A 14,034-nucleotide genomic window follows, 5' to 3' on the forward strand; every position below is an offset into this window, starting at 1 on the left:
GTATGGTGAATTTTTGTGCAGAAATAATATCATGTCACTCAATCGGTAATGTTTTATTAAATAGTAATATTTCCGATTATATAAATGAAATGTATTCTCATTATCGTGTTGAATATAAAGAATATAACTTGCCAGATAATAGTAAAAGGCAGGCTTATATTCTTAATGAAACCTTAACAATATCAACAATGCCAAATGGAATTATATTTTCCATAGGATGTAATCAAAACTATAAGGGTTTATATAAAAACCAATTATATGCGGGGCAATCAATAGGAGATGTAATTAGTTTGACAGAACGTCAAAGAATATTTAATGGTTCTATTATTATAGATGATGATTTTGGTTTTTCTTTTATATTACCATCTCCTTTTGATGAAATAGCTGATAGTATTTCAAACATTCCATTTAATTTGAAATTAAATGAAATATATATTGGTGATTATTCCTCTTGGAATCCTTATAAATAATATCTATATACTTTTCAAAATGATAGGGTATTCCTTACTCCGCGCGGGACGCGGAGTAAGGAAACACTACATGCTGTTACTCTTACTATTATGAAAAGGCATATATACCAATCCAACTTCAAGATGCGTGTTATATTTCCCCGCGCAGCGGGGAAATATAAGGTCTCGCGTCGTCTTGCGGATTGCAACTTGAAGTTTATCGAGTATAGAACGGTCACGTATTCAACCCGTTGATGGTGGTGTATAACTCCCCTTTTTTTCGGAGAAATTAAATGGCGACGGTTGAAGTAAAATGTCGATTTTGTCAACAAACAGAATTCGTCAAAAAACACGGTAAAGGCGATGCTGGCCACCAACGCTATCGTTGTTTATCCTGCAAACGAACCTTTCAACTTGAGTACTCTTATCGAGCGTACCAGGCGGGTATAAAAGAATACGTCGTTGACCTTGCTATGAACAACTCGGGGATTCGTGATACTGCCCGAGCACTGCATATCAGTATTAATGCCGTTGTCCGTGTTTTAAAAAACTCAAACCGCGATGCGTAACAACACTTCCTCTGGATAATGTCAACGTTCAGCTCATCGGTGAAGTTGACGAGATGTGGTCGTTTGTCGGGAATAAAAAATGCCAACGCGGGCTATGGTACGCTTGGGAGCCTCGGTTAAAGCGCATTATTGCTCACACATTTGGAAGGCGGAGCAAGAAAACACTTAAAAAACGGCTGAAAAAATTATCATGATTCAATGTTGCTTTTTGGTGTACAGATAAATTTAAAGCTTACAATATGTTGCCTGAAAATAAACTCCTCGTCGGGAAAAATTTCACGCAACGTATCGAACGTGACAATCTCACACTTCGTAACAGAATTAAACGCTTGAACCGTAAAACACTCGGTTACTCAAAATCCCCGGAGATGCATGACAAAGTTATCGGAACTTTTATTGAAAGAGAATACTCTATTTAAGGCAATCAACGGATTGAATGAGTGACCGAGATAATGATCATCAAAACAGCAAATGAACGTTTATTTCCCCAATTGGAAGAGATGGATAAACTCAGGTTGTTAAAAAACGGTCAGGATATGGCTTCAATGGAGTGGATGCCTTATGAATATAACAGCATTATTTATGTTCCCGAAAACCTCAGTCTCTGCTCAATTCTGAGAGAGCTGGTTGAGGAGGAAAATAATAATGGAATATCTCGCTTTGTTTATTGAATGTTCATGTTAAAAATAAAATAAACTGGAATGGTTACATGGAATTCCGGTTTATTTTGATTGATCTGCTCAGGCTAGCAATATCGGCAGTTCAGTCCTTACTACAATCCTGCCATATGCGGTGTCAACAGTGACAGGATGATCCAGCAAACCGCTTTCTGCCAGCCAATCACCGGCCAGATAAAGCTCGCCATTATCGCGTACCCAGTCGATACCCTGATGGGGATCAAGTTCGGTCTCGTGGAACAAGGCGGCGAGATCAGATTCCGTTTCTGACTCAATCAGTGACAAAATTAACCCGTTGGCAAATTGCGTGATATGGAATAACGCATCGGTGGTAAAGCCGATTTCTTGCAGTGGGTCACCACTGATCACGCATTCCGGCAGTTCGGCAAGAGGAGAGGAAAGATGAAGATCCATGAGTACATTCCTTGTGTTATTGAGCGTGGCAGAAATGCGAACCGTTTCCCAAAATGAAAAAAAGTAACAGAGAAACAGGAAACGGTTTCATTTTTTATCAGTTGACTATTTATTTTTACAATTAAAAACAGGGTGTTAAGTGTTTTTCCTCAGCCCGATTTTATTTAACTGGCCGGGAAATTGCTGTAACCAGTGGGCGACGGCGATATCATCCCACTCACCTTCATTGAGGCTTTTCAGGCAGTGCCACAGTTCATGAAAATTTTGGGCAGTAATGATAAGGCAACCCGGCATCACCCTGATTTTTAACGGATCATGTATGGAAAATCCGGCTTCAAGTAGCCATTTTCCGCTTAAATTAATGGCAGGGATTGTGCGGTTGGAACCTTGGGGGTGGTAAATGACTTTCTGATACCGTTCCGGTTGGGAAATTTTGTAAATATGGGTGTCTGCATTAGAATGCGCGTTAGCCATAATAACTATTCCTGTTAGTTGTTGTGGTTAGCGGTTTTATCGTGCTGGACACACGGTAAAGCCGCGTTCAGATTTCATTGCCTACCTTATCGCCACCCTGAGCAACTTTCCATCATCAAAATCAACCTTTGCGAAGCGTCTCGCAAAATAAATACTGTATATACATCCATTTCAAGCGAACGTGTTAAGTCACTCAGTAAATCTGGTTTTTTGCCGATAATGCCAGCGAGTTTAATCACAATGGCAGCATATTCGGTATCTATTGCCATGCCAGCGCCTGCAAGACATTCGCCTGACCTTCCACAGCCAGTTGCCTCTCACCGGACGGGGCGTTGAGCAGTGGTTCCGGTAACGTCATTATTGAAGGAAAACCTGCGGCACGGGCCACCGTCGATATGGCGGCGTGCAGCAAACACCCGGCACCGCCCCTGATAGCACAGGGCAGTGAATCCGTATTTATCAACGGCCAGCCCGCGGCGCGGGTCGGTGACAAGCTGGTCTGTGGTGCGGCCATCAAAGGGGGGGCGAGTAAAGTCTTTATCGGCTCCGGTCAGGGGACTTACCTTGAGATTGAAGAAGAGTTCTCCGGCTGGCAGCGGGCGTTACTGGTGGCGGTGGAATTTTTGGTGCCGCCGACACGCGGGCTGCTCAAAGGCGCGGGGAAACTGCTGACCAAAACCGGCCCGCAGGCGGTGCTGACTGGCGCAAAGCTGGGAGCCAAAAAAGCCGGCCATGCCCTGAAAGGCAGGCTGATTTGTGCCAAAGCCGCGTTTAAAGCCAATAAAGGGGTTAAACGTTTCACGCAGGCCACCAAAAAATTCTTCACGGGCGACCCGATAGACGTGACCACTGGCAGCCTGTTTGACCAGCGCACCGAGTTTGAACTGGGGCAGACGATACCCCTGACCTTTACCCGCAGCTGGTCACCGGGATTGCGGGGCCTGCTTGGCGAAAACTGGCTGGACAACTTCTCCGAGTCCGTTATCGTCACCGGCGACCGGATAGAAATCCTGACGCTGGAAGGCGCTTCCCTGCATTTCGCCCTGCCCCGGAGCGTTGACCACAGTATCAACCCGGAGCACCCGGCATTTACACTGAGCCGGCAAAAACAGGGCTTCGTTCTGACCGAGCGTAATAATCCGGTCAGAAAATATTTTACCCAACCGGGCATCTCAGTGACTGCCGGCACGCAGCGTTGGCAACTGGCCGCCCTGCGTGACCGCAACGACAATGCCATCGGGTTTCACTACACCGAACAAGGCCAGCTAAACCGGGTCACCCACAGCGACGGCCCGGAGCTGATATTGTTGTACCGCGAGGATGGCCTGCTGTCCGATATCCGCCGCCGCGACAGTGGTCTCAGTGACGTGCTGGTGCGCTATGACTATCACGACAATGGCTGGCTGGCGGAAGCGGACAGTACCCAGCAATTTCACCTGTTCTATGACTATCAGGCACAGGGACTGATAAGCCGCTGGTCAGACGGTGACCAGACAGCCGTGGATTATGTGTATGATGCACAGGGACGCTGCATTGAAAGTGTCGGCCGCGGGGGCTATTATCCCGTCCGGCTGGACTATGAAGCCGGTATCACCCGCTCCACCACGCCACAGGGTCATACCACCACCTGGCATTATAACGCCGAACAGCAGGTCACCCGGGTCGAAACCCCGTGCGGTCACGTCACGCGGTATGAATACGATGACTGGGGCAACCTGCAACGGCAGATCCTGCCGGAAGGGCAGGTTCTGCAACTGGATTATCTGGCGGACACCGGACTGGTGACGGCATTTACCGATGCCATCGGTGCAACATGGCAATACCACTATGATGAGACTGACCGCCTTATCAGCATGACCGATCCGCTGGGGCTGGCAGGGGGATTTAACCCGTATTCATATGTGCATAATCCCACGGGTTGGATAGATCCATTCGGGTTAGCAAAATGTCACTTAGATAATCCGAAGAAAAAAGTAAATAGTGCAGATATAGGAGATATTGTTAGAACACCAACTTCTCATCCAGAAGATTTTACCAAAGTAAAAGGTGGTAACCATAAGAATAACTATACGAGTGAGATATGGAGTAAAAGTAACACATCTCGTAGCGATAAAATGGGGGAATGGAAAGTTGGCATTGGAAAATCAGAACCTAAACCAAGACATAAGATAACAATAGGTATGAGCGATGGAAAAATCATTAAAGTTGATAAATAATAATTTTTCACTAAATGGATTTAATTTTAGCGGGTTTAGTTCATCTCTGAATTGGGTTGGTTTTTTTGAAAGAAAAAATGGCTTTTCTTACCAACTTATTGATGAAGCTATTGAACTATCCTCTTCCTTTTTCAAAGGAAAAGATGGTAATCCAACCATTATCACAGCTCTTTCTTTTGATGACGAAAAAGAAGACGATATAGAGACGATTACGAGATATCAAGAAATTTACTGCAATGCTAAAGAAAGAAACTTATTACTCCCAATGACAGAAAGTTATGAGAGTTATTTGTATGGAGAAACATTATTACCCGCTCATTCATTGAGTATTAGTTTTAAAGAAAATGACTTTATCGATCTTTCAAAACTTATTATGTGTCATTCTGGAGTAATAGGTCGGGTTTGTTTTTATATAAACCCTACACTCAATATATGTATTTACCCTCATGAAGATACAGGTTTTGGTTGCATTGCACTCAATGAAGAAAAAAGCACATGTATTGATTTTCTAACTTTTTGTAATAAAAATGAAAATTTCAATATTGTTATAGATCACTAGCTCTGAAATTATAAGCCGGAAAGATCCCATGATCTTCCGGCTTTATTCTTTTTAAGAGCCGCTCAATCCCTGCCCCTTAGTTGCTTTTGTAGTCCCCAAGCAGTTCCCGCATTCTCAGCTTAATTTCACTGAGCTGGTTTTGCTGGCGCTGGTACTGTTGCTTGATGGTACGGGTGTCGTCACTGTCAGGGTACAGCCCTTATCAAAGCCAGCCGCCTTAAGCCACTGCCCTTTCAAATGAATCGCAGGCGGTGCCGTGGTCTTGTCATTTTGCGGCACGTATCCTACGGTGTAATAATGTTCTGTTTTCGTAGCTTTATTTACTGCGCGGTTTTGCTTAGAATGCGCCTTAGCCATCATTAACTACCTCGTATTCCTTTCTACTGCGGAACTTTCACCCGCAAGATCAGTACAGCTTTGCCCTGCGCACCATTCATTACATTCTCTTTGTCTTGGGTCGGAATACGTACTGCCATACCATCTTTATGATTCTGCTATATATATCAAACTTGACTGTCTTATATGCTTGGTGATAAATTTTATTTGACCGATCATTACAAAAAGAGAAAGTTTTATGAGATCAAAAGAATTTGATCTGGATGTGATAGCTAAGGCTGCAATGCGTACTTTTTGGCTTCGCGGGTATTCCGGTACAAGTATTCAGAATTTAGTAGATGATACGGGATTAGGACGAGGGAGTTTATACAATACTTTTGGTAGTAAGCATGGACTCTATGAGTTTGCCCTACAGTCTTATTATGAAATGACAGCAAGTTACGTTGAATTACTTACTCGAAACGACTCAGTTAAGGATTTGATTCGACAATTACTTCTGAAAATCGTTTCAGAAGAACTCAATGATACTGCAAAGTTGGGATGCATGGTTGCAAATGCTTCTTTGGAAATGGCACGACATGACAGTGATATTGCCAATCTGGTAGCGATGAACCTAAGCAGAATGGAACATGCTCTGAGTACTTTGATACTTCGAGGTCAAGTCACAGGTGAAATAGCCCCGACCAAAAAGCCCATCGCTCTGGCTAGATTTATTGTCAGCACAATTCAAGGAATTAGAGTTGTCAGTAAAGGAGCGCCTCAAACAGATCGTTCTGAGCGACTCGCTGATATCGTTGACGTTGCGATGAGTACAATAGAATAAGTAATCATCATATCGTAAAAATACAAAATTTTTTGAAATGATTAGTTAATAACGGGTGTTTATTTTTTAAATTGTCAGTTTGAAAATATACCCGATCTAAGCAAACGAGATTATATCTCATATTTCGAAGGATAAATTTATGACTCAAATAGTACACGCAAACACTAATAAAATTGCAGTACTTGGTACTGGTATTATGGGAGCTGCTATCGCTTGTAATTTACAAAAGAATGGCTTTAACGTTAGCGCATGGAATCGTACTTATGAAAAAGCAAAAAATCTGGAAGAATTCGGAGTAACTGTACATAAGTACGTGCAAGACGCAGTTAGTGATGCTGATATTATATTAACAATGCTTAAAGATGGTGATTCAGTATTAAAAGTTATAAATTCTGCATTACCTAGTTTATCCAAAGGGACAATCTGGATTCAGAGCAGTACTGTTGGTATTACAGCAAATGAACAACTTGAAACCTTTGCTGCTGAAAATGGCCTTAAATATTTTGATGCTCCAGTTCAAGGAACTAAAGGTCCAGCTGAGCAAGGTAAGTTAATTATTATTGCGTCAGGTCCTTTATCCGATCGTAATACAGTTCAGTCTATATTTGATGCCATTGGTCAGCGTACTGTGTGGGTTTCAGAACAAAGCGGTGTGAGTAGCAAGCTCAAACTGGCCCTAAATAGTTGGGCTTTCGCTTTAACACATGGGATCGCTGAAAGCTTATCTATCGCTAAAGCTCTTGGTGTAGATCCATCACTTGTTATTGACGTAGTTAAAGGCGGACCGATGGATAATATGTATTTCCAGCTAAAGTCTGCTGCAATAATTTCTGGAAATTATGATGCTAGCTTCTCTTTGGATAATGCAGTAAAGGATTCTGAATTAGTTATAGATGCCGCCAAACGCGCTGGTGTAAAAGTTGATGGTGTTGAGGCAGGACTTGAGCGTTTCAAACGAGCACAAAAAGCGGGTCACGGTAATAAAGATATGGTCGCAACTTATTTTGCCAAATAATAATTTTTGCTTTGCGTAGGATATATCGTAACTATAAAAGGGTCGATAATATTGCTACCGACCTTGAGAGAAAATAATGAAAAACTCACTTGGTTATCACGTATCAATAGAGACCATAGGTAATGTAGAAAGTATATTCTTATATTAGGGCGTGTTGATGTTTTACGAGAACAATGTTATCAGATCCGATATGGAATAAGCTATCTGCATTAATGCAACACTCTGGGTTTACTTACCATAAACCTCAACACCGCCTGAATTTGGCAAATGGAATACGGTCTTTTCGCGGTTTAATGCCGGGTTAAAAAAGGCATTTTACAGCTTATTTTCAATTGGTTATCTGGCATTATTGATACAAAATGGTTGTTTATTGATGGGCGTATTGTTTGTACTCACCAACATAGCGCCGGAGTAGGCGCTCAACCAAGCTCCATTTAGCGCTACCCTGCGGAGATGTGCCGTGTCTACATTTTGATCAATTTTGTGGCTGTGAAAAGTTTTTGGCGGTTCCCTAAGGTAGGTGAATGCAAAAGTACACTGATATGCATAAATTACCTGTATTTCCTTTCTCTTTATGATTATTTTTTAATATAACAAATCAGATACACGAGATTGCTCTAAAACTATCATAAAATCACGTTAGCAACTATTTATCTAATTTATTATTTGCTTACCATATTTTTCTATTTGAAATCAAAAAAAACGCGGGTACAATTACTATACTTTTTAGTCATCCTGAGTGTCCCTGTATAACTCTCTTGATGCTAGAGATTGGAAGTGGACATCTGTTTTTATCTTGTAAACCGCACTTAAGATATCAAATAGCAATTGTATAACAATCGCTTGTAAGTAATAAGTGATGTCGAATTGTCTCCACAATTCAAGATATACCTTCATAGCAATTGTAAACCCTAAAAAAATCAGGCTGCTGTTGGAAAGGCAGAAGGGCGTGTTTTTTGCCTGTGTTTATCAGTGCCGTGAAGCAAGATGTGGCGATAAAAATGCAGTTGTAAAATTCATAAGGAATAATATCAATCAATTAGTTGATTTTAAAGGTTAAAATTCCAAGGCCGTTTTCTCATATCAAATTTGATTATGAAGGGGGGAATGATGTTTTTCCGTGGTGTCAACAAAAGTAATATGATTATTTTTTCGTTAATACTGGGAATTGCTATTTTATTTTTTTCTTTTGAAAACAGCAGATTAGGAATTATTTCTTATGCTGATAAGCATTGCCAGAGAAATACAACCTGTTTGATTGATATGAATAAAATTATTCCTTTTGACTGGGACAAAATGTATATCATCGACAAAGGCATAGCGCCGGAGGATATTGAAAAAATTATCGGGGCAAAGTTTAATTACGAAACCAGCCTTTTTTTATAAAATTATTTTTGTCAGAGATCAGAAGGTGATTTATTCAGATGAGTTTCATCCACCAGATGAGTCTTATATGAAAAAATTCATTAAGCCTAATTTTTATTATCCTTATGAAAGGGAAGGGAATTATTTTAGCCATTATGCTATTTCTAAAGATAACTCCATTCTTTCCGTGAAAATTGAAAATGAACCGCTTATGAGTGATAAAATCTATTACAATATCTTCCCTTCTAATGTGCAGCAAGTTAGAGGGAGGGAGCTATAAACCTATTGGATGATAAAATAAATACAGGATTAGATGCAGGCCGTGTTTTGTGCCTGACCTGCACTTTTTTATTTTTTCTTTCTTATGTCTATTTTGTTGCTTTTAGACGGTTTGTGAGATGGCCTTTTGCTACTTGGCTGTTTCAATGGTGGTGAACTGTTCTTGTCAGCTGAGTTCCCTGTTGTATTATTTTTCGCGTTGCCTTTTACGGTTTCTGACTTATTGTTTTGTGCTTGAAGAAGCTCTTCCAGAGCACATGTAGTCTTTATATTTTCCAAAGAGCGCATTAATCCTTTTATCAGACGCTTATCTTTATCTGCCTGAGCATACTGGAGCTGTTTTTCCAACGTTTTTTTCTTAATCTCACATCCCGTTTTACCCCGGTTTGCATAGGCAACACTCATACTGAAAACGATCAATACAGATAAGATCACTGTTTTCGACATCATGAATTATTCCTAAGATTTTTAGGTTACCTATCTGAAATTTTATACGCTGATCTTGCTTTGATCCTGAAAGCTCTCCTTAGATTCACAACGAAGAGAGCAAAAAGAGGCACTTATCTTTTTTGTTAAGAATGAGGCTATAATGCCCCTTTAGTTGTCTGATAGGGCATCAGGCAAGTTATCAATATTTTGCTCTCGGGGTTAAATCCAATGTTAAGTTATCGCCATTGCTTCCATGCCGGCAACCATGCTGATGTGTTAAAGCACGTAGTACAAAGCCTGATCATTGAGTCACTTAAAGTAAAAGAAAAACCTTTCCTGTATCTGGATACTCACGCTGGCTCAGGCCGCTATCATTTGAGTGGAGAACGTGCAGAACGTACAGGAGAGTATCTGGAAGGTATTGCCCGTATTTGGCAGCGTGATGATATTCCCGAAGAATTGGCGGCGTATATGGATGTTGTGAAGATGCTGAATCCACAAGGCTCTTTACGTTATTACCCAGGCTCTCCGCTGATTGCTCGTCATTTATTGCGGGAGCATGATGAGCTTAATCTGAGTGAATTGCATCCTAGCGATTTTCCTCTGTTACGTACGGAGTTTTCCCGCGACAGACGTGCCCGTGTCCTGCGGGAAGATGGTTTCCAGCAATTAAAATCAAAGCTGCCACCAAAAAGCCGTCGTGGGTTTGTACTGATTGATCCGTCTTATGAATTGAAATCGGATTATCAGAATGTCGTTCAGGGTATTCAGGAAGGGTATAAGCGCTTTGCTACAGGGACTTATGCACTGTGGTATCCCGTTGTTCTGCGTCAGCAGATTAAACGCTTGGTGAAGGGGCTGGAAGCCGCTGGTATTCGTAAGATTTTACAAATTGAACTTGGTGTTCGCCCTGATAGTGATCAGCGTGGTATGACGGCATCAGGTATGATCGTCATTAATCCGCCGTGGAAATTAGAACAACAGATGAAGGCTGTATTGCCGTGGTTGCATCAGGTACTGGTTCCTGAAGGTACAGGACATACATCAGTAGAGTGGATTGTCTCCGAATAAGGTAAAGGTTTAGTGTGGCGTTATCACTCTATAGCTGTGGCCTATGGCAATAAGAGCTAGAATCGTCCACTGTCAGTGATAACTTTTTGTAATAATGACGTCAGGTTGAGCTTTAGCAGTAACTTAATTGATTAGACGGAAATGACCTAAGATGAGTAAACATTACGATTATATTGCAATTGGTGGTGGCAGTGGCGGCATTGCTTCCATTAACCGTGCCGCTATGTATGGGCAAAAATGTGCCCTGATCGAAGCAAAGGCGTTAGGTGGAACATGTGTTAATGTGGGCTGTGTACCAAAGAAAGTGATGTGGCACGCTGCTCAAATTGCGGAATCTATTCATCAATATGGTCCCGATTATGGTTTTGATACCACCGTCAATCACTTTGACTGGAAAAAACTTATTGCCAGCCGCACTGCTTATATTGAGCGTATCCATCAGTCATATGAACGCGTATTGAATAATAATAAGGTCGATGTTATTCAGGGATTTGCCCGTTTTGTTGATGCGCATACTGTCGAGGTTAATGGCGAAAAAATCACGGCTGACCATATCCTGATCGCAACAGGGGGACGTCCTGTACATCCAGATATTCCCGGTGCGGAATATGGCATTGATTCAGATGGTTTCTTCGAGCTGAATGAACTGCCGAAGCGCGTTGCTGTGGTCGGGGCTGGCTATATTGCTGTTGAAATCGCGGGTGTTTTGAATGCACTGGGTAGCGAAGCACATCTGTTTGTCCGTAAACATGCACCTTTGCGTTCTTTTGACCCCCTGATTGTGGAAACACTGTTGGAAGTCATCAAAAATGAAGGGCCAATACTGCATACAGAAGCAATATTACAGTCCGTGATTAAAAATAGTGATGGCAGCCTGACAGTTAAATTGCAGGATGGCCGGGAGCAGGTTGTTGATACGCTGATCTGGGCGATTGGGCGTGAGCCGATGACAGATAAACTGAATCTGGCCGCTACAGGTGTTGAACTGAATGAAAAAAGCTATATTCAGGTCGATAAATATCAGAACACCAATGTTAATGGTATTTATGCGGTGGGTGATAACACGGGTGCGGTGGAGTTGACGCCAGTTGCGATAGCCGCAGGGCGTCGTTTGTCAGAACGTCTGTTTAATAATAAACCTGATGAGCATCTGGATTACACCAATATACCTACAGTGGTATTTAGCCATCCACCAATTGGCACGGTAGGTTTGACGGAGCCACAGGCAAAAGCTCAGTATGGTGAAGATCAGGTTAAGGTTTATACATCGTCATTCACCGCAATGTACACCGCAGTGACGCAGCACCGTCAGCCATGCCGTATGAAGCTGGTCTGTATAGGAGCCAATGAGAAGATAGTCGGTATTCACGGTATCGGCTTTGGCATGGATGAAATACTGCAAGGTTTTGCGGTTGCGTTGAAAATGGGGGCAACGAAGAAGGATTTTGATAATACGGTTGCTATCCATCCGACGGCGGCAGAAGAGTTTGTGACGATGAGATAATGGGATAGGTTTTAAGCGTAATTCCCCATTATTTATTGCTGAAAAAAGCCAGAGTTATTCTGGCTTTTTTATCTGAGATAGGCGCTACATCTCAGGTGGAAAGTTTTTTATTAAATGTTGAATCACAACCCCGGTGCCTTCCATAACGAAGTTGTCAGCCCGTCATCCACCAGATGCAGTTGGTCTGCATACACCGCCTGCCAGTCTTTTTTCGCTTTCTGGTAAACCTCACGGTGGTTTAAATTCGGTTGATATTCCCGCTCCCAACGTACCAATCTTTCTCCTGTTGCGGGCATGGAAGCATATAATCCAACCCCCACCCCTGCCGCAATGGCACAACCCAATGCCGTTGCCTCTTTTACCACCGGCACGCGAACAGGCAGCCCCGTAACGTCAGACAGGATCTGGCTCCAGAGTTTGCCTTTTGCCCCACCGCCTGCGAAGACCAGCGATTCTGCCTGGACACCAGAGAAAGCCGAAACCATATCAAGGTTACATGCCGAAACGATAGCGGCGTTTTCTTCCAGCGCCCGAAATAGCGTTGCCTTGTTGCATTTTTCTGGATCAATCGAGAGATTGAGGAAAGATGGCGCAGCGTGATACCACGATTTAAAGCGCATAACATCGGAAAAAATCGGCATGACGCCATGTGCACCGGCAGGAACCCTTGCCGCCATCTCTTCCAGCAGATTGTAGGCATCAACGCCCAGTCGTTCCGCCAGCCGTTTTTCTTCTGCGCAAAAAGCATCGCGGAACCAGCGCATGGTGAGACCGGTGAAAAAACTGATGGATTCTGCTTGTGCCATGCCGGGGATAACGTGCGGATTGATACGGATGTTCATGTTGGGGTCGGTGATCGGTTCAGGCAGGTTGACGACTTGCTGCCAGAATGTTCCGCCGAGTACTGCGGTTTGGGCGGGTTTGACGATACCAATGCCAAGGCAGCCGAGTTGAACATCGCCACCACCCATAATCACGGGAGTACCGCTGTTCAGGCCGCATTCTGCCGCGGCTTTTGCCGTAATATAGCCGAGCAAGGTGCCCGTTTCTTTGACGGGAGAGAGGATATCAGAGCGCAATCCTGCCATTTCTAACAGGTTGGGGCACCAATCGCGGCTGGCTAAATTCAGCATGCCTGTTGTGCCCGCGTTAGAGGGATCAACGGCCAGCTCGCCACTTAGCATATAAGCCAGCCAATCACTGATCATGGTTAAGGTACTGGCTTGTTGATAGATATCAGGGCGATAGTGCGCTAGCCAAAGCAGGCGTGGCATGGCTCCCAATGCCAATGTTTGGCCGGAATAGCGGTAGACATCATATTCAAAGGTATTATTGTAAAGCGCTTTCAGTTCGCTGACTTCACGACTGGAGCGGGCATCTACGTTGGCACATGCCCAGATAGGATCGCCGTCGCCATTATAAAGGACAATCCCTTCCCGCATTGAACAGGCGGCAACACCTTGAATCGACTTGGCAGGCAGTTCTGCCTTTTGCAGTGCCTGCCGAATGCATTGGCAGGCCAGTTGCCAGTTATTTTTCAGATCAAATTCCATTGAACCCGCAACATCCGGTACGGGATGGTGTATCCATTCAGCTTGTCCAACGGAAACCTGATTGCCTTCGAGATCAAATATAACTGCCCGGATACTGCCAGTTCCTGCATCAAGCGCCATCAGATACTTCCCTGATGGGGGGGTATAAGCGCGTTGATTCATGATGCTATCCTCGTCTGTCGTTACCTTTGTTCGATATGTCACAGGGAGTGGATGAGTACTATTCGTCTATCAATTTTCATAGCGATCTGAATGGACTTTAACATAACTTTAACTTTTTCACAGAATGTGATCGGAATAC

15 protein-coding genes and 3 pseudogenes are annotated in these 14,034 nt (G+C 43.1%); 12 read left to right on the top strand and 6 right to left on the bottom strand.

The genetic code is table 11. The features are described 5' to 3' along the window. Positions 1 to 2: 2 nt before the first annotated feature. The 3 genes and pseudogenes from PXH59_RS16060 (at position 3) to PXH59_RS16070 (ending at position 1,689) form a co-directional block, all read left to right on the top strand. Positions 3 to 470, top strand: coding sequence for a hypothetical protein (locus PXH59_RS16060; protein WP_285809127.1), 468 nt, complete (start codon positions 3 to 5; stop codon positions 468 to 470). A 272-nt stretch (positions 471 to 742) separates the two neighbouring features. Continuing rightward, positions 743 to 1,437: pseudogene (locus PXH59_RS16065) on the top strand (IS1 family transposase). 21 nt (positions 1,438 to 1,458) lie between these two features. Beyond that, positions 1,459 to 1,689, top strand: coding sequence for a hypothetical protein (locus PXH59_RS16070; protein ID WP_285809129.1), 231 nt, complete (start codon positions 1,459 to 1,461; stop codon positions 1,687 to 1,689). A gap of 69 nt (positions 1,690 to 1,758) precedes the next feature. Here the strand turns inward: PXH59_RS16070 and PXH59_RS16075 are convergent, their stop codons facing one another. The 3 genes from PXH59_RS16075 to PXH59_RS16085 all read right to left on the bottom strand — a co-directional run bounded on the left by PXH59_RS16075 (position 1,759) and on the right by PXH59_RS16085 (position 2,852). Further along, positions 1,759 to 2,109 carry a SymE family type I addiction module toxin gene (locus PXH59_RS16075; protein ID WP_047771163.1) on the bottom strand — a complete coding sequence of 117 codons (351 nt, stop codon included), beginning with the start codon at positions 2,107 to 2,109 and terminating at the stop codon, positions 1,759 to 1,761. Positions 2,110 to 2,244: 135 nt separating this feature from the next. Continuing rightward, on the bottom strand, positions 2,245 to 2,583 hold the full coding sequence (locus tag PXH59_RS16080; RefSeq protein ID WP_285809131.1) for a SymE family type I addiction module toxin: 339 nt from the start codon (positions 2,581 to 2,583) through the stop codon (positions 2,245 to 2,247). 86 nt (positions 2,584 to 2,669) lie between these two features. Continuing rightward, entirely contained in the window at positions 2,670 to 2,852 is a 183-nt protein-coding gene (locus PXH59_RS16085) for a hypothetical protein (RefSeq protein WP_285809132.1), read from the bottom strand. Between the two features lie 48 nt (positions 2,853 to 2,900). Here PXH59_RS16085 and PXH59_RS16090 point away from each other — a divergent pair. Both PXH59_RS16090 and PXH59_RS16095 read left to right on the top strand, forming a co-directional pair. Then, positions 2,901 to 4,799, top strand: a pseudogene (locus tag PXH59_RS16090) (PAAR domain-containing protein); the annotation flags it as partial. Next, the gene (locus tag PXH59_RS16095; protein ID WP_285809134.1) at positions 4,771 to 5,358 is read left to right on the top strand and encodes a hypothetical protein; all 588 of its coding nucleotides are present in this window, start codon (positions 4,771 to 4,773) and stop codon (positions 5,356 to 5,358) included. The pseudogene PXH59_RS16090 and the gene PXH59_RS16095, both read left to right, overlap by 29 nt. Before the next feature lie 114 nt (positions 5,359 to 5,472). On the opposite strand, the gene PXH59_RS16100 is transcribed toward PXH59_RS16095, so the two are convergent. Further along, positions 5,473 to 5,715: a SymE family type I addiction module toxin gene (locus tag PXH59_RS16100; RefSeq protein ID WP_285809135.1), complete on the bottom strand. Its 243-nt coding sequence runs from the start codon at positions 5,713 to 5,715 to the stop codon at positions 5,473 to 5,475. Between the two features lie 217 nt (positions 5,716 to 5,932). On the opposite strand from PXH59_RS16100, the gene PXH59_RS16105 reads away from it, so the two are divergent. The 5 genes and pseudogenes from PXH59_RS16105 to PXH59_RS16125 all read left to right on the top strand — a co-directional run bounded on the left by PXH59_RS16105 (position 5,933) and on the right by PXH59_RS16125 (position 9,177). Further along, the gene (locus PXH59_RS16105) at positions 5,933 to 6,517 is read left to right on the top strand and encodes a TetR/AcrR family transcriptional regulator (RefSeq protein ID WP_047770735.1); all 585 of its coding nucleotides are present in this window, start codon (positions 5,933 to 5,935) and stop codon (positions 6,515 to 6,517) included. Positions 6,518 to 6,656: 139 nt separating this feature from the next. After that, positions 6,657 to 7,532: an NAD(P)-dependent oxidoreductase gene (locus PXH59_RS16110; protein WP_285809136.1), complete on the top strand. Its 876-nt coding sequence runs from the start codon at positions 6,657 to 6,659 to the stop codon at positions 7,530 to 7,532. Between the two features lie 173 nt (positions 7,533 to 7,705). After that, a pseudogene (locus PXH59_RS16115) lies at positions 7,706 to 8,008 on the top strand (transposase family protein); the annotation flags it as partial. Between the two features lie 631 nt (positions 8,009 to 8,639). Then, positions 8,640 to 8,918: a hypothetical protein gene (locus tag PXH59_RS16120; RefSeq protein ID WP_285809137.1), complete on the top strand. Its 279-nt coding sequence runs from the start codon at positions 8,640 to 8,642 to the stop codon at positions 8,916 to 8,918. Beyond that, on the top strand, positions 8,866 to 9,177 hold the full coding sequence (locus tag PXH59_RS16125; protein WP_285809138.1) for a hypothetical protein: 312 nt from the start codon (positions 8,866 to 8,868) through the stop codon (positions 9,175 to 9,177). Before PXH59_RS16120 ends, PXH59_RS16125 begins: the two co-directional genes overlap by 53 nt. Positions 9,178 to 9,245: 68 nt before the next feature. Here PXH59_RS16125 and PXH59_RS16130 read toward each other — a convergent pair whose 3' ends face one another. Continuing rightward, a complete protein-coding gene (locus PXH59_RS16130; RefSeq protein ID WP_285809139.1) occupies positions 9,246 to 9,626 on the bottom strand; it encodes a DUF1090 family protein in 381 nt (126 codons plus the stop codon). Positions 9,627 to 9,833: 207 nt separating this feature from the next. On the opposite strand from PXH59_RS16130, the gene PXH59_RS16135 reads away from it, so the two are divergent. Both PXH59_RS16135 and gorA read left to right on the top strand, forming a co-directional pair. After that, entirely contained in the window at positions 9,834 to 10,676 is an 843-nt protein-coding gene (locus PXH59_RS16135; RefSeq protein ID WP_285809140.1) for a 23S rRNA (adenine(2030)-N(6))-methyltransferase RlmJ, read from the top strand. A gap of 151 nt (positions 10,677 to 10,827) precedes the next feature. Beyond that, positions 10,828 to 12,180, top strand: coding sequence for a glutathione-disulfide reductase (gene gorA / locus PXH59_RS16140; protein ID WP_285809141.1), 1,353 nt, complete (start codon positions 10,828 to 10,830; stop codon positions 12,178 to 12,180). 122 nt (positions 12,181 to 12,302) lie between these two features. Here gorA and lsrK read toward each other — a convergent pair whose 3' ends face one another. Next, complete coding sequence (lsrK, locus tag PXH59_RS16145) at positions 12,303 to 13,895, bottom strand: autoinducer-2 kinase (protein ID WP_285809142.1); 1,593 nt, start codon at positions 13,893 to 13,895, stop codon at positions 12,303 to 12,305. Positions 13,896 to 14,034: the final 139 nt, after the last annotated feature.

Origin of the sequence: Xenorhabdus bakwenae, from assembly GCF_030272115.1 — a bacterium.
GTDB lineage: Bacteria > Pseudomonadota > Gammaproteobacteria > Enterobacterales > Enterobacteriaceae > Xenorhabdus > Xenorhabdus bakwenae.